This is a genomic window from Methanoplanus endosymbiosus (assembly GCF_024662215.1).
Lineage (GTDB): Archaea > Halobacteriota > Methanomicrobia > Methanomicrobiales > Methanomicrobiaceae > Methanoplanus > Methanoplanus endosymbiosus.
Genome location: NZ_CP096115.1, coordinates 2,870,580 through 2,896,560 on the forward strand (window position 1 = coordinate 2,870,580; position 25,981 = coordinate 2,896,560).

A 25,981-nucleotide genomic window follows, 5' to 3' on the forward strand; every position below is an offset into this window, starting at 1 on the left:
TCAATTCCGGCAATAAACAGATCATTAACAGAACCTGTTTTACGTATCTGTGATAAATAATATATCAATAAATTCCGGCCCTGCTTTAGATCTCTAACATTTCAGGTCATAATCGCAGAATCTCTCTTCAGAGTAAAATAATGGAAAATTTCCCATATATTCTTCACGCGCGTAAAAAAGTCATTATCCTGAAGAGCGCAGAACCTGATATTCAGTAATAGGCGGGCCTTTCATACATATTATCAGACTTCCGGAGAACCCTCATGGATACAACAGAAGATATTATCATAACAGAAATCAGACCAGAAATAATCCTGCACGCATTCTGGGACAGGGAGGAGGATTCCCTCATAATCTGGGGCGAGGACTTCACAAAGAGAGAATATAAACCAAAGAGAATGCGAAAGAAAAATGTCCCTCATCCATTCGCTGCGGGCATTGCAACCCTGATAATCTCCCTTGAAAAGTTATTCCCAAATACCATAGCATCTGTCACAACCGGAAGTTCATCAGTAATGCTTCCCGGAGATAACTCTGGCACACCCTCTTCATCCTCAGAAGAGATTCCGGAAGACTACAAAACATATGAATTCATAGTTCCCACGTTATCTGTAAAATCAAAAGATCTCTTCTTCCTCCTGAAATCTGTGAATCAGGATTCAGAAGTCTCTGCCGGTGATTCACTAAAATACTGGAGATTATGCCTCTTGTACATCTTATTCATCTCATCCGTAGGGCTTATAGTACCAAAAGTTCATTACGACTACCCAAATACCCTGAGTACCGGGTGGATGCCGGTTAAATTCGGCTATGCGATGAAGAATTACTACACCCTGCTTGAAAATTCAGTTCCAAAGGTTGCCTTTTTAAATGGTGAAGAACCCAAAGAAATCTTTGAATCATTCATCAGTTCTGTGATAAAAGCAGTGGTTGGTCAGTCATTCGGGCCAAAATCCGGCATCAACAGAAAGGAGAAGAGAGTCAGCCATAAAACCTCTGTGGACAGGCAGTTTATCGAATATCTGAAAGGTGAGAGGGATCAGTTCACATCCGAAGAATATAAGATCGGCAATTTTGCGCGCGTCATGAAGCCACATCTTGAACTGGCTGAATCAGAAGCGATTGAGTATGAGAATGAACTCATGAAGTCTCTGGAGGATGTATTCATACCGCTTATCAGGGTGAGCAATAATCCGGATAACATCTATTCAGACTGGCTGCTCACATTTGGTTTTCAGTCTGAAAGTGATTCTTCACAGATATATTCCACATATGACTTCTGGAGCGACCCTGCCATATCAGAATACTCAAAGGCCGGATATTTAAAATCTATTAACAAAGGTTCTGAGATATATCCGCTCTTAAAGGAGAGTGCGGATGATATGTACAGAGAGCCGGTCATTCTTCCGGCAGACGATGCCTTTGATCTGCTCCTGAATTACTCAGGTGAACTTGAAGAGAATGGTTTTATCATTGAAACCCCGTCATGGTGGAAGAAGCCTGCCAAAAAGGCCGGGCTGAAGGTTTCAGTTGAGACTGACGATGAGAACGACTTCTCAGCGTCATCAATAGCAGACTTCAACTGGGAGGTGGCCGTTGGCAGTACAAAACTGGACGCGGCAGAGTTTGAAGATCTCGTCATGCAGAAAATTCCGGTGATAAAATACCGGGGCAACTGGGTAAGGCTGAACGCAGATGAGATCAAATTACAGATCGAGCGTTTAAAAAAGAGATTTCCGGATGGCAAAATCAGCACCGCAGAGATGCTGCGCCTGGATGCAGAGGATGACACTGAGGTGTATGCAAGTGGCCGTGCAGGTGAGATGCTCGCTGCTATACGCGAACCGGGTACAATGCCACAGGTCATCCCGCCGGATACATTCACCGGCACACTTCGCCCGTATCAGGAGAGGGGACTTTGCTGGCTCTCTTACATGCTTGGATTTGGATTCGGGACATGCCTTGCTGATGATATGGGTCTTGGTAAAACAATACAGCTTATAGCATATCTGGCATCAGATCCGGACGGGACAAAAAGGACATTAATAATTGCGCCTATGTCAGTTCTTGGCAACTGGAAGAGGGAGATAAACCGTTTCCTGCCCGGAGCTGATGTGTACATACATCATGGTATTAGAAGGTGTAAGGGTGAGGATTTTGTTAGTGTCATACAGGAGCACAGAATAATCCTTACCACATATCAGCTGATACCCCGTGATGCTGAAGCCTTTGAAGCTATAGAGTGGGATTTAATCGTTCTTGATGAAGCCCAGAATATTAAAAATCACAGGACAAAACAGTCCAGAACTGTCCGGAAACTTAACGGCAGAAAGAAGGTTGCCCTTACCGGAACTCCGGTTGAAAACCGTCTCCAGGAGCTGTGGTCTATAATGGACTTTTTAAACCCCGGATTTTTGGGCAGTTATACGGATTTCAAAGCTATTTATGGTGACTCTAAGCTCAATGAAAATTCCGGTGAAGTACTGAGACGGCTGATACGTCCTTTCATGCTAAGAAGGCTTAAGTCTGATAAAACTATTATTCAGGACCTCCCTGACAAGATGGAGATGAAGGTATTCTGCCCGCTATCCGAAGAGCAGGCGGCACTGTACGCCGCATCCGTTGCAGAGATGCTTGGTGAAATTGAAGACTCTTCCGGCATAGAGAGAAAAGGGCGTGTTCTGCGCGCGCTTACGCGCCTCAAGCAGATCTGCAATCACCCTGCGCTCTTTCTTAAAGAGGGAAAGTTAAAGGAAGGTCAGTCCGGAAAACTTGACAGGCTTGTCGAGATGCTTGAGGAGGTGACTGAGAATGATGAGAAGGCTCTCATCTTCACGCAGTATGCAACATTTGCAACTCTCTTAAAGGACTATCTTATAGCTGAGACGAAGGTGCCGGTATATCTTATTCATGGTGGTGTAAGCCGGGGCCAGAGGGAAATTATGATTAACCGTTTCCAGGATGTTGTTGGTCCGGCAATATTTATTCTGTCCCTGAAGGCCGGAGGAACAGGTTTAAACCTCACCGCTGCCTCTCATGTCTTCCACATAGACCGCTGGTGGAATCCGGCGGTTGAATCACAGGCAACAGACCGCGCATACCGTATAGGTCAGGATAAAAATGTTCAGGTGCGTATGATGATCTCGTCCGGAACTTTAGAAGAGAAGATTGATGCAATGATTGAGAGAAAGAAGGATCTTGCGGATAAGGTCCTGACTTCCGGGGATAAGTGGCTTACTGATCTCTCCAATGATGAGATAAGGGATATAATAACTCTCAGAGTTGAGGAGGATGAATTGTTATGAGCTGGTACTACACCCCCTCAAAGCCGTATGGTGTTAAGGGCGGGCTTATTGCAAAGAGCAAAAGGGGCGACATTGGTACTTCCTGGTGGTCACAGGGGATTCAGAAAGGTTTTCTGCCTCATTCTTATGACAGTTATATATCGAGGGGTAAAAATTATGCCCGAAAGGGTCAGGTAATCTCAGTTAAGATTGATGAAGGCAAAATTACCGGGTATGTGCAGGGGAGTGACAGAACACCATACAAAGTTACTGTTGACTTTGATTATGCGGATGAAAATTCCGGTCATGAAAAGGCCCTTGTGGAGTATCTAAATGAAAATTATACTTTATTTTTAAGGATGCTATCCGGAGATCTGACTGAGAATTTTAACCGTGATATTAAGAAGAATACCGGGTTTACTCTTGTACCTGACAGCCGGTTTTCACTCAGTACATGGTGTTCATGTCCGGTGGGTTCTGATATATGCAAACATACCCTTGCTGTCTTATTCATACTGTCAGAACAGCTGGATGAGGATCCAATGATTCTCTTCACTCTTGCCGGGATGGATAAGGAGAGGGTTATCGGTGAGGTGAGAGATCTTCAGTACAGGGGGGAGATTGCTGATGAAGAGTCTGAATTTACTGAAAATCTGCCGTGCAGTGAAGGTACATTCTGGCATATGGGTGATAATCTTAAAAAAGCGGGATATTTTGATCCCGGAGATGAACCAGGTGTCTTAACTTCAGTATCTGAGAGTGTCTATAAGGCACTGATGGAGGATTCATCGCCTTATGACGGCACCGGACAGATCTTTGGGGATGTTGATAAGCTGAGGGGTAAGGCAATGAAGCGCGCTGCTCTTCTCCTTCGTTCATCTGAATACTATGATGAGCTGCTCAGCGGGCTGCCGCTTTTTGATGAAGACTGAAAATCCGGATTTCATCTGATTCATCCTCTAATATCTCTCATTATATTCTTTGAGCTTTAACAGGCCTTCTTTTATCTCTGTTTTTGCAGAGAATCCAAATCCGCCTTCTCCGTAAGGGGCTGCTGCTTTTTTTACACTGGCAAGTGACTTGTTTATATCGCCGGGCCGCCTCTCGTTAAAGTCAATATAAACCTCTCTGCGGTTTATTACCATCAGGGCTGAGGCCAGCTGCAGCAGATCGGTCTCTCTTCCGGTTGCGACATTATACACGCCGCCTGATGCACCTTTACCCTTTCTGAATCGGCCATCCTGCGATTTAAGCCCCATTGCTGAGAGATTTGCCTGCACCACATCGCCGACATAGATGAAGTCTCTCGTCTGGTGGCCATCGCCGTATATTGTGATTGGCTCTCCGGCTGAGATTTTATCTGAAAATATTGAGATTACCCCTGAGTATGGGGATTTTGGGTCCTGCCTTGGTCCATAGACATTGAAGTATCTGAGGGCAACTGCTGAAATGTTGTATAATGCAGAGAAGACTTCTGCATAATATTCGCCGGTAAGTTTCTGGACTGCATATGGTGTCATCGGTTTTGGCTTTTCATCTTCACCAAGCGGCATATTCGGGTTGTCTCCGTACACTGCTGCTGAGGATGCCATCACCACTTTTCTGACATCATTTTTCCGGGCGGCATTTAAGACATTGAGTGTGCCTGTGAGATTGACCTCGTTTGTCATATCCGGTTCTTCAACCGATCTCTGCACCGATGCAATGGCTGCCTGGTGAAATATGCCGTCAGCTCCTTTTACTGTCTCTTCCACCAGATCGGAATTGGTGATAGTGCCATTAATGAATGAGATATTTTTCTTATCGTCAAAGATCTCAATATTCTCCACCTTTCCGGATGAAAGGTCATCGATGATGATGATTTCAATGCTTTTGTCTGAGGAGAGGGCTTCTGCAATGTTTGAGCCGATGAAACCCGCTCCGCCGGTTATGACATACTTCATTGGTGAGTTATTGGTTCTTTTGATAAAAAAAGCGTGTGAAAAGGGGTTTATGTCTGTCAGATTGATTACGGATGATCAGTTCAATTAATAAACGTTTATATTTGTGTGTCTCTATATCTTATAATTTAATGGAGAATAAGATGAAATTTAAATTTAAGATGTCTGTCTTCTGCATTCTTGCACTTATGCTTGCAGGGGTGGCCTGTGCCGGAAGTGTGATCTCGGTTCCGGCTGAAGGTCCGGATGAGGATGGCGCATTATTAGTGACAGTTTCGGGCGTTTCGGGTGTGTCCGGAGTCTCGTTTCTGCTTGAATACAATGCAGATAATCTTGCTGTTGAGAGTGCATCTATAGGCGGTGGATTTGCCGGGGCCAGTCTCACCAAAAATATTGATAATTCTGCCGGAAAAACAAAATTTGTGATTATAACAACGAGTGCTATAAATGCTGAGGAAGCTTCTGAGCTTGTAAATGTCAAATTCAGTGTCATTGATCCGGCTGACACCGCAGTTATTATCACTGATCCGGAATGGTCTGACAGTGTCGATTTCCTGCCGCATGACTTTGATTCTGTGATAGATGGTTCACCGGAACCTGCTGCAACGGCAACAGCTGCGCCGACTTCTTCCTCTTCGTCCTCTTCAGGTGGGTATATCAGTTATACTGCTGCTGCGACAACGGCAGCTACAGATGCTCCTACAGCTGTAAAAACTTCAGCGCCCGAATCTACTGTGGCTGTTTCTGAAGAGCCTACAGTTGCTGCGCCCGATGTAACTTCTGATGAGCCGGCAGAAGAGGCTGTTACTCCGGATGTAACCGAAACTGATAATGCAGGTACTGAAGCGGAATCCACAGGGCCTGCCTCAACGCCTGGTTTTGGCGTTATTGCAGCTCTTCTGTCAGTTGTTTTTGTTGCTGTGGTAATTTCCAAAAGGAAATAATTAAAATACTACCCTTTTTTTGAATTGTTGTTCTCCGGATCTCCGGGCATTTTAATATTATTATCTATGCTGTTTTTTATCTGAAAGAATTAATTATTTATAACATTAATATGAATTATTCACGTATAACTAATTTACAGAAAAGCTGTAAATTCCTGGGTTGGGGAGTTTACTTTTGCTGCGCAGATCTGCCCGGCAAACGCTGTAAATCCAAGTGGAGGTCTGGCGGCTTAAGCATAATGCGGTATGCTGTGTTATGTCTGAATTAGGTTTCCTTAAACGGTTAATTAAGTCCCGGTGGGCATAACCGGAGGATTTGACTGGTTAGAAGAAAATGAGTGTTATGTTTTAAAAATGAGGTGAAAAGTTTATGAAAAAAATTACGGTATCGCTATTGCTGCTGGTATGTTTATTCATGCTTGTGGCAGGAGTAAGCGCCTATTCAGAAATAGGTGTTAATAGTGCTGTTATTCCGTCTGGAAGTACAGAGGTTGTCTCTGTCTATGTTTCCGGGCTGAATGAAGCCGAAGGTCTGAATTTCAACCTGACGTTTGACAAAGCACTGTTTAGAGTTGACAATGTTTCGGCCAATAGTGCCATTCCGGGTTCAGAAGTGTATGCAAACATTAACAATGAATCCGGGTTTGTAAATGTTGCTGTTACTAATGGTGATGGCATTACGGTTGAAGATTATATCCATACCTCTGTAGTTGACATTTATTTCACTGCAATAGGTGACAGTGGAGAGACTACTGAAGTTAAGTTTGATAATTCATCAATTGAATATAGTAAGGAATTTGATCCTGTAAGCTTTGATCAGGTTACTGATGGTCGGGTTGATATCAGGGACAAAAGAACTATTATTGCGCCTTCAGGAACTCTGGGTTCTGGTTTAACTGGCTCTTTCCCACTCTCGGTTGCTAATATCACAGGTGCAAATTATATTTATGTATCTTTGGTTTATGATGGCAGGTATGTTTCAATTACAGATTTCATCCCGGCTCAGTCTGGTATTATTATTGAAGATGCTCGTGCTGGAAATGGAGTATATTCTTTTGAAGAACTGAATGGAAATGAATTAAATAATATTCCTGAGGAATTTTTAGAGATTGAACAGCATGATTTCTATGAAAACTGGGCTAGATTCAGTGTGAGAATTCCAGGTGGTTTAGGAGATGCTGTTTCGGAGGACATTGTAAATATAGAGTTTACACCTACTGAAATGGCAGGGGCTGCTAATATTAGTTATCATTATGGAACATATTATGAAGATGCAGGGGGTTACAAAGAATTTGATGTTTATGTGCCTGGACAGATAACAACAGCAGGTGGTGGTAAATCACTTGGTGGTGATGCAAAAGCACCTTCCGGAAATCTGGAGGTTGGCTCTGTAAAAGTATTCCCGCTTCAGATTAGAGATTTCGGTAGTAATTCCGGTTGCTACGTAACTACGGAATGGAATTCTTCCGTGTTAAGTGCAGAGTCCGTTGTCCTGAACGCTACTGCATCGGATGCAGGAGTTACAATTGATTATTATTCTTTAAGTGCAGGAAGATATTATGCAGATGTTGGTAATCTCTCTGGTCTGGATACCAGTTCCTGGACTTCGCTTTTGGATTATAGGCTAAAATCAACAGCAAGCTCAGGAGAAACTCCGTTTAATATAACATATGGAGATAGCTGGTTTGAACCAAGAGATAATGTAACAATAAGTGGTTATTTCAGTTCTGTTGAAAATGGTGTTATTACGCTCAAACCGTCTGAAAAACCGGATCTTGTAGGTCATTTAATTGATCCTCCAAAGTATATTAAGAAGTTTGCAAATGATTCTGTAAGAGTTGTCCAGACTATGGTCATTGAGAACATTGGAAATAGTCCTGTTACAACTGATTTTCAGATTAATGCGACACTTAAAGACAGAACAGAGGTACTGGATATTACTATGGATATAGATCCGGGTAAGAACGTTACTATATATGCAGATGCAATTACTGATCCAAATTATCTTGGAAAAACAGAAGCTAAAAAGGTAGTCGGAAAAGATTATATCCAGCTGACGATTAAATCTAATGCCACTCTTTCGCTTAGCGATTATACTATTGGTCTTGGAGTAGATATCAATAATGATATAGGAGAGGTTAATGAGGATAATAATTACAATAAAACTGTTGCCTACATAACCCGTCCTGATCTTGTCCCTATTGCAGAGATGGAGTTTGTAAAAGGAATCAGTGACAGTAATACAACAATCATTGATGAAGTATCTGTGTTGCCCGGTACCTATAAGCTGACATATGGAGTGAACAACACTGGTAATGTCTATGCAATTCCGACAAAACTGAATTTCACATTTAACGGTGTTTCAAGTATCATTGATATTCCACGTCTTGAACCGGGTGAAAACTGGACTACTGTCAAAAACAATATTGATATTGGTCGTGCTAAAACCAGTTATCGTGTGGAGGTCAATTCTGACAGAGAAGAAGCTGAAACAGATTATGAAAATAATGTGAAATCGGATACATATGGTTCATACTCTCCGGTAACTGTTGTACTGCCTCAGATTACAGATGGTGATACTGAGTCTTCAAGGGATGTCTCTGTTTCGTTTACCAATCTGACAGATGGTGTTCCAATTACATCATTTGAAGTAATACTGACGTATGATTCACCAGTTTGTATTAATTCATCACCGGCAATACCAATGTCCGGTGTGACAGTTATATCACAATATGGCAGGTTCATCATCACAGGAAGCGGAGTGAATATTGTTGATGATACTCCGGTTGCGACAATTCCGATGATTGCAAGGTCAGATGCCGGAGGAATTTCTGTTCTTGGCTCTATGAAATCATCATATGTGATGACAACCGGAAGCAAGTATGTAGAACTTGAGATATATGAGGGTTTCTTTAAGCAGGTGAATGAGACGGATGCGTCAGTATCACTGTTTAGCTCTCCAAGAGGTCCTCTGGGACAGAATCAGACTGTATCTGTTACAGTTAAGAACCAGAGGTCAAACCCGGTTACACTGGATGCAAACCTGACGGCAAACGATGACAAGATCTGGGAGATGTCAGGAATAAGTCTTGACAGTCATGCAACCCGGACATTCAGGATTGATACCTGGAAGCCGGCAGCACAGGGTACATATGCATTAAATGCTACAATTTCCGGTGATGATAAAACAGATGCGAATGAGGCATCCCGTGACGTGTTTATTGATGGTTATAATCTTGAGATTACAGATCAGAACAGGAAAAACTGGGACTGGTATTACAAGTACAATCAATCTGTTCTTATAAATGAAATGTTCAGAGTTGGTACATATTTCACTGCTAATCAGGCAGCAGTAGTTAATGGTACGCTAAGTATATTCTACTCTGACGGTACTCCGGTTGACCTGAGTGATAATTCGGTATTTGAGCTGCATAGATACTATCCTCAGAATATCCAGAAATATGGATATAATGGTGGCTGGAACTATATCCAGTGGTATTATATTACACCAAAGGAACTTGGTAATTTCAATTACACTATCTCTCTTGAAGCAAGGGGTAAGGAAACGTTCGTAAACGGAAGTATAGAAGTGAGAGAGCCGAATCTTGATATCAAAGTTCTGAATACGACTGTTGTAACAGATACAACGACTGATCAGTATCTTGATTTTGAGATATTTAAGAGGGAGAGATCAGATAATCAGGATGTCACTATCTATCTTGGTGCCGGTGCTGAAGGAAGGACACTGCAGGGACTGGATTCAATAATCGGTTATCCGCATGGATGTCCTGAGCAGGTCATGAGTCCTGCATTTATTGCCCTTCGTGTGAAACAGTACTATGATTCCAAAGGAGCTTTAACGGATGATATAAACGAAACTGTTCAGATTACAATGCGGAGGGCTCTTGACATGATGAATCCTCCGGATGGATATAATGCACAGCAGATCGGTGATATCGGAGATGGTTCCGGTGGATGGGCCTGGGGTAATGGACGTTGGTCAACACCGTCTATGTTCTATACACTCTATCCGAATTATGTCATTACGGAATTGCTGGAAGACGATGATCCTGATTTCTGGAATGTTAAGGATAACATGGATCAGATTGATCTTAATCAGAGTGCAAACTGGCTTATAGAGAAACAGAATAGTGAGGGTTACTGGACAGGTTATGGATATATATGTGATAAGCTTGAGTGGACTGGTGACATCTCTGAAAATCTGGCAAAAGAGTATAAGTATCTCGATGACGGTATGAAGATCAAAGTCAGGAGTTCACTTGACAAAGCTCAGATATGGATGCTTAATTACACATATACTTCAGATGAAGATACTAAGCCGCTTTCATGTATAATTATGGGTCTTACGTCAATCCGTGACCTTGGCATTGGTAATTCAACTGACATAAACAGTACTGTTGATGAGATTGTGACTATTATAAAAGATCAGAGACAGCGAGATTCTAATGGAGATTCCTATTGGGGCCGTAGCTGGGGATGGTATTCATATGAACCAACAGCAAATGCCATACTTGCTCTATACGAAGCAGGCGAGGACGTAAACGGTGAATATATAGCCGGAGGAGTAAGACATCTTGTCGGAAACCGTGCCGGAAGGTCGTACTGTGGTGGCTGGGGAAGTACACGCTCCAGTGCTGCGGTTGTAAACACCCTGACTCAGGTTGTTCCTGATGCTGCGATTGACTTTACAGTTGATGTTGAACTTTTCAATCCTGACGAAGATTCAGTATGGAAAGGAGAGGATCTTAAGTTTGATAATAGTCAATACAGTATAACTCATCTACTTACTTCATCAGAAATAGATACTCTGTATGCATTTAGTGACGGTGATTCAGATGGTACAGGAAGAATTATAATATCCAATAAGGTTGATTCAGATCCTGACAATCAGGCGAAACTGAGTGTTTCCATTGACAGTTTCGAGCAGGTTCCTGAGAGTGTTACATATGATACCGGAATTCCGGAGGAGTTCATAGACCCAATTGCAACAGACTTTGCTCTTAATGTGAGCGCTCAGAATGAGGGTTACACTCTTGTAGAGGGAGATTCAAGGGACGTTAAATTTACTATTGAAAATGATAGGGTTGGTTCTGTCAATCAGACAACAATGATAATTGAGATTTCAATTAACAATGATGTCAACTTCACCGGAAGTGCGATGGGTCAGGATGCAGCGTATTATGTGAATGGTAGCAGCAGAGTAAACATAACCCACATGTTCAACGAAACCACGAAGAAACTGTATATCTATCCAGGTTCTGATGACGAGGCAGTACCGAGTGTCCTTGCAGGAAAATCAAAGTCTTACTATGTGCCTCTTAAGTTTGGAACATCAGGTAATGTCTCTGTAGAATCACGTGCTTATCCGATGTACAACGATACCTGGATGGCTCTTGGTTCCGGAAATACCTATGTGAAAGGATATGGTAACATTACTCTTGCAGCGGTAGATAGTGACAACATTCCTGTTCCTGCAAATTACTACATAGATGATGTGGCAAGTGGAAGCGGAACTTCGATTGACAAAGAAATGGTTGAGGGGTTATATTCAGTTGGAATTAATAATGGCTCAACATGGGTGAACACTACTATTAATGTGAAACCATCTGAATCAGTGACATATACAGCTCACTTTGCAAGTGATACTACAGTTCCGTTTATTGCGCAGGCAGAAGGAGCAGTAGATGAGATGCAGATGATGCCTCCGGAGGTTGATGATACAACGTCCAATACGAGTGTAAATCACTGGAATGCCGGAAGAGCGGCAATGAAGAGCTTCAACTCGACTATTGCCAGCAGTGGAGGTACAGCTACAATTTCAGTTGAAATGCCAACTTTGACACGTGCTATTGGAACTGTTAATCTGAATGACAGCGTCAATGTAATGGTTTACAATGGCACAGACTGGAATGGACCATATAGTGGAAATGAAATCGGAGGAATGTATAGCCTTGATGGTGTGGATACATCTAAGATAGATCAGATATTGTTTACCTTCAATGGAAGAAAACTTGGAGATGTAGATAATAGTGGTGGGGTCAGTATTTCTGATGCTCAGAGAATAGCTCAATATATGGTTGATGTTATCAAAATTTTGCCGGAGGATGATAAATTCTATGGTGATGTTGATAACAGTGGTGGAATAAGTATTTCTGATGCTCAAAATATTGCTCAATACATGGTTGATCTGCGGAATGAGGATTATTTATTAAAGCAGGAATAAGATATGGATAAAAAATATATATATTTATTATTTCTTATTGCCTTTTTTGTAGGTCCGGTAGCCGGGAGTTCTGTTGAAATTAGCAGTGATAATGGTAATTATTATCTGAGTTTTCAGTCTGAGGGAAATAATAATGTTGCAGCTTATACTATTCAGCTGAACTTTACGGAGGATACTAAAATTGTCAGTCTTGAACCACTATCACCATATGCTGGTGCTATAAATATCCAGAATGATGATGGATATGCAATAATTGCAGCGTATTCCATTGGTACTCCAGCATCTAATAATCTGGCATCTTTGGAATATGTGGGTTCAGATAATATTGAAATAATTATTCGAGAATTATTTGACAATAATGGGAAGAGTATTGAGGTTACAAACCCTTCGGTTGAAATTAAGTATACTGTAACACCAACGCCAGTTCCTTATCCTTCTTCATCAGGATATGTTGCTCCGGGGAGTAAGGAAATAGTAGCATCAAATCCTTCAACAAATCAGGAGTATTATGATGATTATAATCAGGAAAGTCAATTTGCTGATGAAAAGGCATTAACATCTGTTCCAACGGAAACTCCGATGGATGAAGAAATAAGGGATGATAATCAGAATGAAAATGTTGATGTCAGCAACTCTGAATTAATTGATTTGGAAGTTATCACTGGGGATGGTGTTCCGGATAATGGTTCTGAGATTTCAGTAAATCAGGAACAAAGTGAAGGAAAAGCGAAAAATGAAAGTCCAATTGATATTATCTTAATGTTGGTTGGCTTAATAATATCACTTATCATTATAAAGGAAAACTGAGATAATTATTAGTGATAGTATTTAATAATAGGTAAAGATACATATTGGTATAAAATTATGGTGATTTAAATGATGTATAATCGACGATTGAAATTTGTTATAACTCTACTATTCGTCTTTTCTGCCATATTGGGAAGTAATGCAATGGCAGGTAAGGAATTGCAGGTTTCTTCGGCTACAGGAGATGCTGGTGCTGAGATTTATCTCTCTTTCAATAATTCAGAGTTATTGAGCTCATATGTGGTTAAGATTATCTGGGATAAATCGGTTATGAATGTGACCAATTTGGATTTTGAGAGTACTGGATGGGGAAATGATTACAATCAGCAAAATCCTTTATTAAATGCACCTGCGGAGAATGGTTATTATATTGTTTCCAACTATGGACTCAAGTCAGATTATTATCTAAGTGGGAATAATTCTGTCATGAAGTTTACATGTAACGCAAAAGTTCATGATGGATCGTCAACAGCTATTTCAGTTGACCCTTCCTATGGTGATAGGTTTGTTATTGAGGAAAATGGTGTACCCACCAATGTTAAAGGCCAATATACTCTTGTAGATGGAACCTTTACGACCAATGATGTCATTCCTCCGGAAGTAAACATTACTTCTCCATTAAATAGTGCTGTGGTTGGTCAGGATATAACTGTCACTGCAAACATTACTGATGTTGGTGGTGTTGATGAGTCCACGATTGTAGTTACCGTGGGAGGTAATGCAACAGCACCACCGATTACTACGCCCATTGACAATGGGTTTATGGTGACTGCAACAATATCCAATGTCCCTCTTGGCCAAGATGTTCCGGTCTTTGTAAGTGCAGAGGATAACTCCGGAAACGAAGGTAACAGCACACATTATGTCAATGTAGCGCAGGCCGGTATTACTATCTCGCCGGAAACTCCTGCGGATGGTTCTTACTCAAATGCTACAAATCCGGTTCTTGCAGCAGGATTTGTAAAGGTTACAAAGACAACTGTTAGGATGTTCATCGATGGTGTAAATGTCACTGCTTCATGTGATTTCGATCCAACAAGTACTGCAACAGATGGTGGAATCACACTTAATTATACTAAATACGGTGTACTTGCTGACGGTTTACATGAGATCGTTGTAAACGGAACAAGTTCACTTGATCCATTTCCTGAAAAATCAGCAACAGTCACTTTTACAAAGGATACTACTCCTCCAATTGTGACAGTTACTAAAATACAGGACTCAGACGGGGATGGATTCCCGGAGGCAAATGAGGATCTGACATTTTATTATACTGCAGAGGATGCGAATCTTGATAAAGTCTGGATAGATACGGTTTACAACACTTCTAAGAGTTCGGTTGGAATTATTCCAATTGAGATGACATATGGTAACAAAAACGATATGGCATACGCAAATGACCTTGCCGGAAATGTAAATACAAGTGCTTCTTTCCATATTTACAACGATTATCTTGCGTATTTCAATGATTCAAGTCTTGGAAAGTTTGCAGGAATTGATCTCTCAACTCTCTCGATGTATGATGTGTTTACCAATGCAAATGTTTTCGCATTGAGCGGACCAAATGATCAGATTACCGCTCCGACTCTTGGTGAATTTGATAAGACAGTTACAGGCGGAAGTAATGTAACACTTGATGATCGTAAGGATGATCCAATCATTGCCGGTTCACTTCCGGAGAAAGTTGATATTTATCAGGGGCCTACAGGAACATTTAACTTCAATGTTCAGATGCCTTATATTCAGAAAGCTGTTATATTGGTTGCAAAGACCAACAGTTCTCTTGTTAAAAGCATTCTAAATGATCCTTCCGGTGCGAAATCAATGACTAGTTCTCAGTTGATGCAGGCACTTGATAAGAATGTAATTGGATTATATGGAGGAAGTAAAAATGCAGTTTCTGGTGAATGGGAGTATGGCTATGAGGTCTTTGCAGTTGATGATAATGGTACGTTAGTGAAGTCACATACTGCTTATGGTACTATCAATGTGATAAGTGGAGATATGGCCGAAACAATCGTGGCAAATTCCTTTGATCTCTCATCCGGATTTAATACAGCCACAGCTACATCAATTAAAGATAAACCCCTTACAGTGAACTATCTTGGAGAAGGAGAGTTCATGATGCTTGCTATATGTATGGACAATAACCGGTTCTCTGTTCTTTCAGGAACTCCGTTTGTCATTGAACAGCAGGCAGGAGTTTTAACTTCATCCAGTGGTCCGCATTATCTTGGAGAAGACATAACTGTCAGTTCCACAATTACAGGTGATGCAATGACAGCAGCGCTTGTTAAAATTGATCCGACTACCTACACAGGTAATATGACAGTCAATTTAACGACACTGAGTACTTCATCACTTGAATCGGCATATCTTGTTGCTGATAACAACCAGACATTCATTAAGCCAAGTGAAAGAGCCAATTTCTGGGTCTCAAAAGGCTACTTTAACTATGCAGGCAAAAACAGTGCAACAAATATACTGAATGTCCCGACATCAGGACTGCTGGCCGGAAATTACCGTCTATACATGATGGTTGAGAATGACGGCAATGTAACATCATTTAACGAAACAACAGTGACACTATCAGTGGCACCTCCGGTTGCAAACTTCACAGCAACACCTCTGAATGGATATGTTAATCAGGAAATAGTATTTACAGATGCGTCAACTCATGCCAGTGAATGGAACTGGAACTTTGGTGACGGTAATACTTCTACACTTCCGAATCCGACACACAAATACGTAAAGATTGGAACTTACTCTGTAACTCTGACTGTCAAAAACGGAGCTTTAAGTGATACATTAACACGTACTAACTATATCACCGTACTTGATTTACCTCCGGTAAAGCCGGATAAGGAAGAGAATGTAACTTTAAGGGACCCAGGTACATCAGTTAAAGAAGTTAGCGGGAAACAGCAGCTTACATTTAATCAGACTGCTTCAAACGGTACAAAAGTCGGTAACACTATTATTCTGAATAACGCTGGCATAAATGTGACAATCACGATAGATTTGCTTACCTGGGACCCCTCCAGCGGAAACTGGATTGGTAACGTAACGGGTGTCAGCTTTGAAGGTGCTCCGGTTACAACTATAATTGGCGGAACTGTTGGTAATGCAACATTTACATTCAACGGTACAATGCCCGGTTATAATCCAAATGCAGTGTTTGACATTTCAGTTTACAACAGAACCAGTGATGCTGCAAAAACTAAATTCAGTGTAGTAGCAACGAATGCGGGATACAACATAAATTCAATCGCGTATTCAGTATATATTGTAAAGAAAAACCTGACAGCAACTGATAAGATATCAGATTCCTATCTGACCTTTACCGCAAGTCCGGCATGGGTCAATGCGAATGGCGGAACAAGTGCTATAACCATCATGAGGGAGGCTGACAACGGAACCTGCCAGTTCCTTGCGACGACCTACCTCGGTCTGACTCCATCCGGTGATATGAAATTCAGAGCATATTCACCTGACGGCTTCTCAGCATTTGCAATGGTTGCAGTATCTGCAATTCCATCACCAACACCGGCTCCGGTGCCTCCAAGCCCATCCGGCGGCGGCACATCCGGCGGTGGCTACTCCGGCGGATTTGGCCCGACAGTCCCGTCCTATGAATCTGTTGGTTCAGCAGAACTGATCACAGATTCACTTGGTCAGGTCGAAGGTAATTTCGAAGTTATTTCAGCTGACGGCGGAGCACAGCTTCTCCTCTCAAACGGTGTTCAGGCACTTGATTCAAACGGAAGAGCGCTCTCTGAAGTTTCAATAACACAGTCTTCAGCCGGAGCAACTCCGGGAACCAGCGGTGCACTCTACAAGTTCGGCGACTTCGTCTATGATTGTCTGCCGGCAGGAGCAACATTTGCACCTTCAATCGACATCAAGTTTGAACTTACAGAAGCACAGTTCAATGCCCTCAATCCGGGCCAGGTCTTCTCTGTAAGATATTATGATGAAGGTTCTAAGAGTTGGGTTGAAGTTCCGACATACATAAATCCAAACACCCGTGAGGTTATAGGAGAAGTAGAGCACTTCACCTACTATGCACTCATGGCAGTCGGAGGAACGTCTGCACCGGTAGTTCCGGGAGCAGAGGTTGTACCGACAGAACAGCCTACAGGAGCCGTCACACCAGCCGGTGAGGAAACACCAGCTGCTGGTGAAGGAATGCCCGGATGGATATGGGTATTACTTATTGTAGTAATCATAGCTGTCGCAGGTGCTGTCTTCTACCTCTACAGGGAAGGTAAGATCGGCGGTTCTAACAGCTGATTTAAAACAAAATTAAACTCAACTTTTTTTCTTTTTTAGTTTTATTTTATTGATCTGTATTCCGGAAATTTAATCCGTAGTTCAGACAGCTCCAACTGATACAGCGATATGTTTAGATAAAAGTTTAAAGATATTATAATTAATTACCTAATTGAGAGAAATGACTATGAATAAATTTAAAAAATCCATATTCTGCGGAATAATTCTGCTCCTTGTTATGATTACAGGAATTGCGTCCGCTGTGTCAGTTTCAGTCAGCCCTGATTATATTGATGAAGGGGATACGGTCACAATAAGTTTTCAGGACCTAAATGATAACAGCACTTTTGCTCTTAGAATGCAGTCTGTAATTGGTATAGGAAATGAGACCTCATTTCAGTTTGAAGCTACCAATGTAAATGTTCCTTTCTCAATGTCAGACCCGGAAGTATATGTCCAGGCAGAACCGGTGAACAGTGCCGGACTGAAGGCTACCTCCGGAGGTTCAATTAAAAGTATTGAGTATATTGCAGGTGACGATAAAATTGTGGACTTCTCACAGGGTCTTGACAATTTAGGTGCAGGAAGCATCGAAGCACTGAGAGTTTTCGGTGAAACAGATGAAGATAATCAGAACATTGACATCTCCCTGCAGCTTGAAGGAATAAAAACAGGTCCAACCAGCGGCTCTATAAGTTTTGGTCTTTCCGGAATTGAGAGCGGAAGTGCCTGGATATACATATTCGTTGACGGTTCGGAGGTTACAGGAAAAGAGATAATTATTGGAGAGCCTCCTGTGACAGCAACACCGACAGCAGTTCCTTCCTCAGGTGGATCTTCTGATTCATCACGTGATTCATCAGATGATGAACCGACATCAGAAGCAACCTCATCTGCAACAGCAGAACCAACTGAAACAACAGTTAATACAGACGAGGCATCATCCATGGATGGCATTGCAACGGTATTCTTCAGGGAGGATGCAATCTCCGGCGCTGTGCCTGAGCAGGTGTTTATCACAAAAGTAACTCCAAAAGAGATTCCGTCTGACTGGCAGGCAGTCTCTGAAGGATACATAATTTCACCTTCATCTGCAAAGTTCAGCCCGGATGCTACACTGACAATCAGGATGAATGAGAGCATATCCTCACAGGCATCAGTTCTTCGTCCGTTTTTAGTAAAATATACCGGAAATGACTGGACAATAATGCCTTCAGTGATCAGCGGAAATGCAGTCAAAACTGATATTGACACAACGGGACAGTATGCTCTTGTCATAATCGGTGATGGCGGCCAGACATCTTCCGGTGGCACTACGGGGCAGTCAGGAAGTTCAGATTATTCCGGTCAGCAGGAATCGCCCACTCAGGCATCAGGCATGTCAGCTGCACTGATACCTGCATTTATAGGTATTCTTGCCGGAATTCTTCTCCTGACCGGAAGAAGGGATTAATTCAATAGATAATTTTCACTATTTTTTAGACGTTATATCACTAAACAGCAGCTACCGATTCCGGTGATTTCACTGGATCACTTTTAATGATTTTTTACACATATCTGCTGTCAGTGTAAATGGTCAGTGCGTATTATTTATTGCAGCGATCTCCTCCGGATATTTATCCGCTCCTGTCACCGCCGGTTTAAAAATGCCCAAAAAGCAAACCGGGGTTGACGCATTGTTTTACCCTGTTGGATTGAGGTGTTCAGGATCAAACGGAATTAATGTTCAATTCAGCCGGAATATACAATAAAAGCTCATCATACTCAATGGTCAAAGAGTGACAATGAATGTAAAGTTATTGCATGCCTGTCAGATTTCCGGGGAAAAAGAATATTTGCTAAAATAATATTATGATGTGGAAGTGTTTATCCTCAACTTCCAAGCATCTCAAAGTCCCATGTCGGTTTGCCCCATGTACCGCCAAGGTTGACCTCAATATAGGCTCTCTCTTCATAGAACTCTTCCGGCACTTCAAAGAGGAGAACAGATTCAAAATGCTCCCTTCTGCCAAGTGATTTCGTACTGTAGGGAATGCCCATATTTACAATATAATCAGAAGGCGTTGAATCTGTATATATCTGGTTGTTCCAGTTCAGCTTAAATACAGATTTGGAAGGTGTCCTGACATTGTCAGTGCCTCCACCACGATATCCCATATGGGTTATGTCCACAGTAACTACGAAGAATTTCTTCCCATAATCTGCCTTAACAAGCGGACCGTCTTCCGTTATGGATTTTGTATAGTATGAAAATACCGTCTTGAAATCTTCAATTTTTATTGATATATCATTTGTACCGGAACTGTCCCTGTACACGTAGCTTTCAGTCAGTTTATATGATTTTGGAAGCATCTCCGGAACCGGAATTGAGAAGAGACGCTCCTCATCGACAATATCTTCTATTTCAAGTTCCTCATTGACAGCATTCATAGCTGCAACAGCATCCTGAAATGCCATCACCCCTTCAATAATCCTCGTTGAATCATAATAATATGAGCCATACCAGAAGTTCATAGCCGCTGTTTTGTATATTTCATATGCATCTGTTGCATTTTCTATTGTTGAATAAAGAGATTCATCATCCATTATCCCTTCATTTAATTTAGTCTTATGTTCAGAAATGCTATCAGTCATGGCCTCTGAATATTTGCCTACATTCTGCCAGTCCTTATCATTTGCATAATCCATAATCTTAAATGCCATATCACTGAGGCTCTTGGAAGTTTCGGCAATATAACTTTTTACTTCCTCTTTGGTATAGATATTATTCAGAACCTCTACTTTATCTGAGTAATCCCTTTTATTAGTAAATTCAAATTTAGTTGCAGGGTCTTCATAATTTTTTATCCCTGTATCTGCGCTGATGTTAAAGTCAGTCCATTCTTCAGCTTCTACGTAATATCCGGGTTTGGGGTATTCGGAGAACTCCATTGCATCTTCTGCTACCATCTTAAAGACAACATCTCCTTCTCTTCCACTGGTGTCAGTAAATGAAATGAAGAGGAATGCGACATCATTACTGTAATCACTTTCAAATATATCGGTGAATATTTGAGTTGCGTCTACCTCGTATGTCCAGATGGTGTTTTGAAGGGTGTTTAAGTCTCCGCTGTTGTAATTGACATCTATAATTATTCCCTTTTCGTGCCCGAGATATTCTGTATTGATTATCTCGGTATCGGGGATTAGGTCAATCACTTTTATGCTGAAATTTTCTGCATATTTGCCGGGGCCAAGATAACTGTCCCTTTCATAGGTCAGAGATGATGCTACTGTAGCTGCAAAGGTATTATTGTACACTATGGCATCTGTTTCAACCGAATTTTTTATGCTCTCTTCCGGTCTTTCATAAATCAGATTGAATCTGTCTGCTACTCCTTTAGCAGATGAAATCCTGGTTATTGTGGAGTTGTCTGCTGCCTCTGCTATTGGACTGTTGTCCTGCGGAAGTACGTCTGTTGCCTCTGGCTCATCAGAATTGTCTCCAAATATCGTTCCTGATGCGGATATGGCAAGCATAATCAGCAGAAGCGCACCAAAAAGTATTATTCTGTAGTCAATACCGTGTATCTTTATAGCCGGAACTGATACTATTGCTTTTGGGACTTCTGTTACCTTCTCTACAGCCGGGGCTGCTGTTACTTCAGGTACTTCTGCTACTTTTTCTACAGCCTGAGCTACTGCTGTTACTTCAGGTACTTCTGTTACCTTCTCTACAGCCGGGGCTGCTGCTGTTACTTCAGCGGCCTCTTTTTCCGTATTTATAACTGTTGTATATCCCTTGATGCCTGAAAAAAAGCCTGCATCTCCTGATTTTCGGAATTCTTTCTTCAGACAGATCCCTCATTTATGCTATTTATGGATTTTCCAGAAATTCTCTTAAATTAGATTCTGGACTATCAGATCATCTTTAATGTGTATGTTATGTTACTTAATAACTGGCATTGTTCTAATAATTGTGCGGGTCTTTTATCTTCTGTCAACAATTCTCTTTGGCCGGGCCTTAAGCCGGTATAACTCAAGACCGCCTTTTTCAGTAAACCTGAATGCGATCTTTAAGAGACCTTCTTCATACTGTAGTTTTAAATCCGGAACTTCCTTCAGGAATTTTTCAGTGAAATTATCTTTAATCAGCCTACGGTCACATCTGCCCACATCCTCACATTCCATAGATACACGCAGTATTGTCTCATCCGGATCTTCACCGCTGTAGATGAAGGCTTCATACTCCCCTGTCAGATCCTGCATATTTTCCGGATAAAAAACAGCAGCTTCAATATTAATCCTGTTGACCGGAACACTGTATATGTAATAATTTTCTGCATCCCTCTTTGGGTTATTTATCCTCATATGGGTTCTTCCGCATGAACAGAGATCTCTTGATGTAACAGCTGTAATGTCATCAGTATTGTAATTTATGAGCACTGTTCCGGCTTTTTCACCCTGCGGCACAAGAGTTGTGATGACAATCTTTCCCTCTTTTCCGTCCGGGACAAAACTGTTCAGAGTCTGGTCATAGAGATCAAGGTGAATGAGATCTTCAGCAACATGCAGCCCGCTTCTTTCAGTGCACTCCCCGCACATTGTCCCTTCAGTGCTTCCATATGAATTGCAGGTGTCAAAGCCCCACAGACTGTCAAGGTATGCCCTTGATTCCGGTGCAAAACTCTCCCCTCCGACAATCAGTTTTCTTATGCCGGAATTTTTCGGGTCAAGCCCTGCTGCCTCCATTCTCTTTGCAAGCCGGATCAGCTTAAAGACACTGCCGACAATGGCTGTAGGTTTATAGCTCTCAATGACCCTTATCGGGAATGTGCATTTTCCTTCCGGAATTATAGTCAGGCCGATCTTTTTTGCGGCCACCGTCATCGCACTGGCACCGATATTCATGCCGTAGGATGCGCATATTGCAACTCTGTCTCCCCTTTCAAGGCCATATGATACAAAAATCCGGGCATATTTCTCAGAATATCTCTTCCAGTCATCCCATGTTAAAAAAAAGGACTTAGGGATTCCGCTTGTCCCGCTGGTCTCATTAATGGTATATACATCCCGGCAGCTTACACTTTTAAAATTAAAGTGGGGAGTTACGGGCGGCTGATTTTGTCTGATTATATCTCCGGTGATGATTGGAAGTTCTCTTAAATCTTCATGCTCCTTTATTGAAAGTGGATCAATATTATGTTCAGAAAACCATTTTTTGTAGAATAATGAATTTTCAGCAGCATATCTCACAGTATTTCTTACCCTCTCATCAATGAGAATGTCCAGGTCTGCCCTCGGCATTGTCTCAATATCTTCATTAAAAAAAGCCATAATCCATCATTGAGGGATTGATTTTAATCCATAAATAATTATGGCTGTGTTTTTGAATTCCACAGATGAGAAATGGTGTACAGATTATTGTGGCAGTTATTTTCCGGAAAAATACCTCAATGGTAATAATCGAAGGTGATCAGTTTATTTATTTTTAAGATATAATTCTGGCATTGATGAGGTGAAGAAAAATGGAATGGATTCATGTTGACGGGAAGGATGCAGGAGATGTAAAACTATATGCCTTAAGCACCTGTATTCACTGCAAAAAGACAAAGGAATTTTTGAAAAGTTCAGGCATTGCATTTGATTATATCTTTGTTGATCTTCTTGAGGAGAAGAAGATCTATGAGATTTATGAGGAAGTTAAGAGGTTCAATCCGGCTGGTTCTTTTCCGACAATAATAATTAACGGTGAGAAGGTCATAGTCGGATCAAGGCTGGATGAAATATCAGAGGCGCTTTGTTTATGAATGGTAATTCTGATGAAAATTCCGGCAGCAGTCCTGATCTTATCCGGAAATTTAATGAAGTGAGATCAAAGGCAGAAAAGGTCGGATACAGCCTTAATCCTGACAGAGAGTTTACTATGGAACTGATAAACAGTCTGCTGATTAATAAGGAACGATATGGATATGAAGCATGCCCCTGCCGCCTTGTAACAGGACCTAAAGAAGATAATCTGGATATTATCTGTCCATGCGATTATCGCGATGGGGATGTCGGCGAGTATGGATGCTGCTATTGTGGTCTTTATGTCTCAGAGGATGTAGCTGCCGGAAAAATGGGTGTCAGTATAATTCCTGACAGAAGATTACAGGAAATAGAGGCAGAAGGTGAGATTAAACCCGGAGATATCCGGGCATTCCCGGCAGAGCTGAAGTTAAAATGTCCGGTATTCAGATGCAGAGTCTGCGGCTATCTCGCTGCAAGGAATTCTCCGCCGGAAAAATGCCCTATATGCGGAGCAACGGAAGAGAGGTTTGAGAAATTCATAGGCTGAGTGCAGGGCAGTTCATCCCGAAGTTATCCGGTATTTCCCTGCACTTTTCCGGATAACTGCCGGGGGCAGGGCTATTTATAAATAATGCCGGATGTCATTCTGTACTGATTCTTGGTGTAAATATTATGACAGAAAACATTGCAATTGATATAGTTCTCCTGCCTCCGGATGAGATTTCAGAGAGAATTATTCATTATAATCAGAGACTGACTGAAAATTCCGGCGACAGGTCCATTCAGTTAAATCCGGATGACTGCCTGCCGCATATCTCACTGCTTATGGGTGGCATCAGTTATGATGATATTGAGCCGTTAAAAGAGGCAATTTCAGTATTTTCAGGCCGGTTTCTTCCATACAGTGCATCATTTTCAGGCTTTGCAGTTATAGAGACCGACTCCGGCACAGCAGTCTCAGGTGCAGATATTACAAGGGACAGTAATATCCTTAATCTTCAGAATGAAATTGCAGCTTCTGCCGGAAAATATCTTAAAGGTGTCAGCCGTGATATGGTTTATAATAACAGATCTGAGGAGATTACTGAATTTACTACCGGTTACTCCGGTTCATACCTGAATAATTCTACCAAAGATAACTTCTCGCCGCATATCACCATAGGCCACGGTGATATCAGCAGGCTGAAAGATCTCCCTGAAATGCCGGAAGAGTTCATATGCAGAAGGATTGCCATATGCCACCTTGGCAACCACTGCACATGCAGGAAAATTCTTGCTGAAATTATTTCCTGAATCCAGTCGTGAGGCAGGCGGAATTTCCCTGCCGGAATTCCGGATCATATTTAAACAATTTCTTTTACTTTAACTCCGTAAATAATATCCCGAATGTTTTCCGGTTTACAAAATCACATCATAAAGTTTTTCAGACTTAATGAATCAGGAACAACCATCAGAAGAGAGTTCTTTGCAGGTATTGCCACTTTTATGACGATGGCGTACATTATCGTTGTAAATCCTGCAATACTCATGGCCGCCGGAATTCCGTTCGGCCCTTCAATGGTTGCGACCATAATTACGGCAGTTGCAGGCACCCTGATAATGGGTGTTTATGCAAACCGCCCGTTCGCCATTGCACCATACATGGGTGAGAATGCCTTTGTGGCATACACTGTCTGTGGTATTCTTGGCTATCCCTGGCAGACAGCAATCGGTGCTGTATTTGTAAGCGGAATAATGCTTACGGCACTGACTCTGGTGGGCGGCAGAAAACTCATGTGTGAGGCTGTGCCTGAGAGTCTCAAGTACAGTTTTGCAGCCGGAATCGGGCTTTTTATCACCTTTGTCGGGCTTGTTAATTCCGGAATTGTGGAACCCGGCACTGAGAGCGCCCCTGTTCATGTCGGCAATCTGGGCGATCCGGTTGTCATGCTGGCAATATTTGGTTTCATCTTAATTGCCGTACTTTACGTTCGCAATGTCAGCGGTGCCATTCTTATCGGGATTCTTGTCACTTCATTCATTGGTTTTTCTGCCGGTATCTTTACTCCGCCGGAGGCTGTATTCAGCATGCCCCCGGATATATCTCCGATTTTTCTTCAGCTTGATATTATTGGTGTTTTTACCTGGGGATTTTTTGCCGTTGTTCTGACCATGTTTACCATGGACTTTCTTGACACCATGGGCGGTATCATCGGAGTCTCCGAGCAGGCTGGTTTTCTTGACGATGAAGGAAATCTCCCTGAGATTGAAAAACCCTTTCTTGCGGACGGCATCGCAAGTGTCATAGCCGGAATATCAGGTACAACAACAAGCGGTGTCTTTATGGAATCTGCTGCCGGGATTGCTGCCGGAGGAAGAACCGGCCTTGTGGCAGTTGTTGTCGCAGGCCTTTTTGGAATCGGACTCTTCCTCTCACCTCTCTTCTCTGCCATACCTGCCGCAGCAACCGGCCCTGCAATGGTTATGGTCGGCCTGATGATGTTATCGCCCATAAAAAAGATCAATTTCAGCGATTATACCGAGATGATACCTGCCCTCTCTGTGATTGTCCTCTTAAGCTTCACATATAATATTGGGGTTGGCCTTTGCAGCGGATTTGTATTGTATCCATTATTTAAGGTTGCATCCGGAAGATATGCAGAGATCCCAAAACTGACCTGGATATTTTTTGTATTCTGTCTGTTATTTTTTATATTCTACCCATACTAAAAATAAGAG

General features: G+C 41.9%; 14 protein-coding genes. 11 read left to right on the plus strand and 3 right to left on the minus strand.

Features of this window, described 5'->3' with window-relative positions:
- The first annotated feature begins 263 nt into the window (after positions 1-263).
- On the plus strand, positions 264-3,305 hold the full coding sequence (locus L6E24_RS13460; protein ID WP_257742465.1) for a DEAD/DEAH box helicase: 3,042 nt from the start codon (positions 264-266) through the stop codon (positions 3,303-3,305).
- Positions 3,302-4,216 (plus strand): SWIM zinc finger family protein, encoded by a 915-nt coding sequence (locus L6E24_RS13465; RefSeq protein WP_257742466.1) that lies wholly within the window; start codon positions 3,302-3,304, stop codon positions 4,214-4,216. The genes L6E24_RS13460 and L6E24_RS13465 overlap by 4 nt, the downstream gene beginning before the upstream one ends.
- A gap of 27 nt (positions 4,217-4,243) precedes the next feature.
- On the opposite strand, the gene L6E24_RS13470 is transcribed toward L6E24_RS13465, so the two are convergent.
- Positions 4,244-5,227, minus strand: coding sequence for an NAD-dependent epimerase/dehydratase family protein (locus L6E24_RS13470; RefSeq protein ID WP_257742467.1), 984 nt, complete (start codon positions 5,225-5,227; stop codon positions 4,244-4,246).
- 140 nt (positions 5,228-5,367) lie between these two features.
- On the opposite strand from L6E24_RS13470, the gene L6E24_RS13475 reads away from it, so the two are divergent.
- The 5 genes from L6E24_RS13475 (at position 5,368) to L6E24_RS13495 (ending at position 18,944) form a co-directional block, all read left to right on the plus strand.
- The gene (locus L6E24_RS13475; protein WP_257742468.1) at positions 5,368-6,168 is read left to right on the plus strand and encodes a hypothetical protein; all 801 of its coding nucleotides are present in this window, start codon (positions 5,368-5,370) and stop codon (positions 6,166-6,168) included.
- Between the two features lie 370 nt (positions 6,169-6,538).
- Positions 6,539-12,412 carry a CARDB domain-containing protein gene (locus L6E24_RS13480; protein WP_257742469.1) on the plus strand — a complete coding sequence of 1,958 codons (5,874 nt, stop codon included), beginning with the start codon at positions 6,539-6,541 and terminating at the stop codon, positions 12,410-12,412.
- Positions 12,413-12,415: 3 nt separating this feature from the next.
- Positions 12,416-13,219 carry a hypothetical protein gene (locus L6E24_RS13485; RefSeq protein ID WP_257742470.1) on the plus strand — a complete coding sequence of 268 codons (804 nt, stop codon included), beginning with the start codon at positions 12,416-12,418 and terminating at the stop codon, positions 13,217-13,219.
- Positions 13,220-13,363: 144 nt separating this feature from the next.
- The gene (locus L6E24_RS13490) at positions 13,364-17,512 is read left to right on the plus strand and encodes a PKD domain-containing protein (protein ID WP_257742471.1); all 4,149 of its coding nucleotides are present in this window, start codon (positions 13,364-13,366) and stop codon (positions 17,510-17,512) included.
- Positions 17,513-17,678: 166 nt separating this feature from the next.
- Positions 17,679-18,944, plus strand: a complete 1,266-nt coding sequence (locus L6E24_RS13495; RefSeq protein WP_257742472.1) for a hypothetical protein — start codon at positions 17,679-17,681, stop codon at positions 18,942-18,944.
- 419 nt (positions 18,945-19,363) lie between these two features.
- Here L6E24_RS13495 and L6E24_RS13500 read toward each other — a convergent pair whose 3' ends face one another.
- Positions 19,364-21,010, minus strand: coding sequence for a hypothetical protein (locus tag L6E24_RS13500; protein ID WP_257742473.1), 1,647 nt, complete (start codon positions 21,008-21,010; stop codon positions 19,364-19,366).
- A 450-nt stretch (positions 21,011-21,460) separates the two neighbouring features.
- Complete coding sequence (gene ftsA / locus L6E24_RS13505) at positions 21,461-22,807, minus strand: coenzyme F390 synthetase (protein ID WP_257742474.1); 1,347 nt, start codon at positions 22,805-22,807, stop codon at positions 21,461-21,463.
- 191 nt (positions 22,808-22,998) lie between these two features.
- Between ftsA and L6E24_RS13510 the strand changes: the two genes are divergently transcribed.
- From L6E24_RS13510 to L6E24_RS13525, 4 genes are all read left to right on the plus strand, one after another.
- Positions 22,999-23,280: a glutaredoxin family protein gene (locus tag L6E24_RS13510; protein WP_257742475.1), complete on the plus strand. Its 282-nt coding sequence runs from the start codon at positions 22,999-23,001 to the stop codon at positions 23,278-23,280.
- Entirely contained in the window at positions 23,277-23,810 is a 534-nt protein-coding gene (locus L6E24_RS13515; RefSeq protein WP_257742476.1) for a ferredoxin-thioredoxin reductase catalytic domain-containing protein, read from the plus strand. Before L6E24_RS13510 ends, L6E24_RS13515 begins: the two co-directional genes overlap by 4 nt.
- Before the next feature lie 125 nt (positions 23,811-23,935).
- Positions 23,936-24,556, plus strand: a complete 621-nt coding sequence (locus L6E24_RS13520; protein ID WP_257742477.1) for a 2'-5' RNA ligase family protein — start codon at positions 23,936-23,938, stop codon at positions 24,554-24,556.
- Between the two features lie 93 nt (positions 24,557-24,649).
- The gene (locus L6E24_RS13525; protein WP_257742478.1) at positions 24,650-25,972 is read left to right on the plus strand and encodes an NCS2 family permease; all 1,323 of its coding nucleotides are present in this window, start codon (positions 24,650-24,652) and stop codon (positions 25,970-25,972) included.
- The last annotated feature ends 9 nt before the right edge of the window (positions 25,973-25,981 follow it).

What these genes read in the sequence shown, in the direction of transcription:
- L6E24_RS13465 (WP_257742466.1), top strand. Translation starts at nt 3,302, where the DNA reads ATGAGCTGGTACTACACCCCCTCAAAGCCGTATGGTGTTAAGGGCGGG.
- L6E24_RS13475 (WP_257742468.1), top strand. Translation starts at nt 5,368, where the DNA reads ATGAAATTTAAATTTAAGATGTCTGTCTTCTGCATTCTTGCACTTATG.
- L6E24_RS13480 (WP_257742469.1), top strand. Translation starts at nt 6,539, where the DNA reads ATGAAAAAAATTACGGTATCGCTATTGCTGCTGGTATGTTTATTCATG.
- ftsA (WP_257742474.1), bottom strand. Translation starts at nt 22,807, where the DNA reads ATGGCTTTTTTTAATGAAGATATTGAGACAATGCCGAGGGCAGACCTG.
- L6E24_RS13470 (WP_257742467.1), bottom strand. Translation starts at nt 5,227, where the DNA reads ATGAAGTATGTCATAACCGGCGGAGCGGGTTTCATCGGCTCAAACATT.
- L6E24_RS13490 (WP_257742471.1), top strand. Translation starts at nt 13,364, where the DNA reads ATGGCAGGTAAGGAATTGCAGGTTTCTTCGGCTACAGGAGATGCTGGT.
- L6E24_RS13520 (WP_257742477.1), top strand. Translation starts at nt 23,936, where the DNA reads ATGACAGAAAACATTGCAATTGATATAGTTCTCCTGCCTCCGGATGAG.
- L6E24_RS13495 (WP_257742472.1), top strand. Translation starts at nt 17,679, where the DNA reads ATGAATAAATTTAAAAAATCCATATTCTGCGGAATAATTCTGCTCCTT.
- L6E24_RS13525 (WP_257742478.1), top strand. Translation starts at nt 24,650, where the DNA reads ATGTTTTCCGGTTTACAAAATCACATCATAAAGTTTTTCAGACTTAAT.
- L6E24_RS13485 (WP_257742470.1), top strand. Translation starts at nt 12,416, where the DNA reads ATGGATAAAAAATATATATATTTATTATTTCTTATTGCCTTTTTTGTA.
- L6E24_RS13515 (WP_257742476.1), top strand. Translation starts at nt 23,277, where the DNA reads ATGAATGGTAATTCTGATGAAAATTCCGGCAGCAGTCCTGATCTTATC.
- L6E24_RS13510 (WP_257742475.1), top strand. Translation starts at nt 22,999, where the DNA reads ATGGAATGGATTCATGTTGACGGGAAGGATGCAGGAGATGTAAAACTA.
- L6E24_RS13460 (WP_257742465.1), top strand. Translation starts at nt 264, where the DNA reads ATGGATACAACAGAAGATATTATCATAACAGAAATCAGACCAGAAATA.
- L6E24_RS13500 (WP_257742473.1), bottom strand. Translation starts at nt 21,010, where the DNA reads ATGCTTGCCATATCCGCATCAGGAACGATATTTGGAGACAATTCTGAT.